Here is a 1692-nt window from a genome sequence, read left to right on the forward strand (position 1 = left end):
GACGATCTGGCGGATCAAGACGCCAGTCATTTTTCCGCTCCGCCGGCTGCGCGCTCGGCAAGGACGCGGTTGGCGATGCGATGGCATTCGACGCCGACAGGAACGCCACAATAGATCGTGAGATGGGTTATCAGCGCGTCCAGCTCATCACGGGTGACACCGTTGCGAAGGGCGCCGCGAAAATGGAGTTCCCACTCATCCATGCGGTTGAGCGCGGCAATCATCACGATGTTCAGCATGCTGCGGGTCTTGGCATTCAGCCTGTCGTCGCCCCATGCAGCTCCCCAGCAATATTCTGTAACAAGCGCCTGAAAGCCCTTGGAAAATTCGGTCGCTTTGCTCAGTGAATTTTCAACGTATTCGCTGCCCAGCGTCGCCTTGCGGCGCTCCAGTCCACGCTCAAATAACGTCTCGTTCATTCGTCTTCCCTTCATTTTCAGCGTGGGCGCAAGAGAAACTCGCGGACGTGGTCGGACACCAGTTTGGATGCCTCGACCAGGACGCTGTGCTTCAGGCCGGTCAAAATGCGCAATTCCGAATCAGGGATCAGCCGGTGCATCGTCTCGGCCATTCGGATATTCGACCCCTGATCAAATTCGCCCGTCATCACCAGCGTCGGCTGCCTGATTTCGGCAAGCCGATCCACGAGTTCGGTAAGGCCGAACACCCGATACGCCTCCAGATAGGAAGGCACATGGACAGCCTTGAGCTCGGCAATTCTCTGCTCGATTACATCCGGGTGGCGATCGGCAAACTCCTTGGTGAACCAGCGGTCGTGCGCGGCCCCGACGATTGCATCCATGCCACCGTCGCGGATCATCCGCAGGCGCGCCACAACCTTTTCCCGTTCGGCCGGTGTGCGGCCAGCAACGGCGGAAAGAAGAACGACACGCTCGAAGCGAGCTGGATAGGAGTAGGCCAGCTCCTGCGCGATCAGACCACCTAGCGAAAAGCCGACCAGATGGGCTTTGCGCACGCCCGCTTCGTCCATCACCTTAACGATGTCGGCGGCGAACTTCTCGACGGAATATTCCGAGTCGATGCGCGCGGACTGGCCATGCCCGCGCAGGTCGGAACGAACAACGTCAAAACTGCCTTCCAGTTCGCGGCTAACGCCGTCCCAGCTTTCTAGATTGGCGCCGACACCGTGCACCAGCACGAGAGGATGACCCTCACCGCTTCTCTTATAGGCGATCAGACCATCTTTGGTGCGCATCAGCGCCATTCTAGGCACTCCCGTTCAAGCTCATCTTTTTGGTATACCAACAGGCAAACATATGGTCAACCGTATTTAAATGGGCTACTTGTGGTGAATGAATCGAACGCGTAGCTGTGATGACAGGAACGACGGGAGAGCCGCGATGCATGAATGGACTGGGTGGTCGATTGCTGGTTCGCCGACGTTGCGCGAGCAGACCGTTGTCACGTTGCGCGAGGCGCTGCTCAACGAGGTGTTCAAGCCGGGTGACAAGCTGGTGGAACGGAAGCTGGCCGAGCAGACCGGCGTAAGCCGCACAAGCATCCGGGAAGCGCTTAGCCAGCTTGAATCCGAAGGGCTCGTCACTCGGATAGCCGGCAAGGGCATGTTCGTGACGCGTCTGTCGGAACAGGAAATCCGGCAAATCTACGAGGCCCGCGCAATCCTCGAATCGGCGATGACGCGCATGTTTGTCGAACGGGCCAGCCTGGGAC

3 protein-coding genes are annotated in these 1692 nt (G+C 58.7%); 1 reads left to right on the plus strand and 2 read right to left on the minus strand.

Annotation, left to right across the window (positions count from 1 at the left end; genetic code table 11):
* Positions 1–26 precede the first annotated feature (26 nt).
* On the minus strand, positions 27–419 hold the full coding sequence (locus EOA22_RS32695) for a carboxymuconolactone decarboxylase family protein (RefSeq protein ID WP_063170543.1): 393 nt from the start codon (positions 417–419) through the stop codon (positions 27–29).
* 17 nt (positions 420–436) lie between these two features.
* On the minus strand, positions 437–1225 hold the full coding sequence (locus tag EOA22_RS32700; RefSeq protein ID WP_063170544.1) for an alpha/beta hydrolase: 789 nt from the start codon (positions 1223–1225) through the stop codon (positions 437–439).
* Between the two features lie 178 nt (positions 1226–1403).
* Between EOA22_RS32700 and EOA22_RS32705 the strand changes: the two genes are divergently transcribed.
* Positions 1404–1692: GntR family transcriptional regulator (locus tag EOA22_RS32705; protein ID WP_164756143.1), on the plus strand; the 289-nt coding region annotated here is incomplete at its 3' end.

The organism is Mesorhizobium sp. M7A.F.Ca.US.014.04.1.1 (assembly GCF_003998745.1).
In the GTDB taxonomy this organism is placed as follows: Bacteria; Pseudomonadota; Alphaproteobacteria; order Rhizobiales; family Rhizobiaceae; genus Mesorhizobium; species Mesorhizobium ciceri.

Excerpts from the sequence above, each read along its gene's own strand:
- EOA22_RS32700 (WP_063170544.1), bottom strand. The coding sequence starts at position 1,225 with ATGGCGCTGATGCGCACCAAAGATGGTCTGATCGCCTATAAGAGAAGC.
- EOA22_RS32695 (WP_063170543.1), bottom strand. The coding sequence starts at position 419 with ATGAACGAGACGTTATTTGAGCGTGGACTGGAGCGCCGCAAGGCGACG.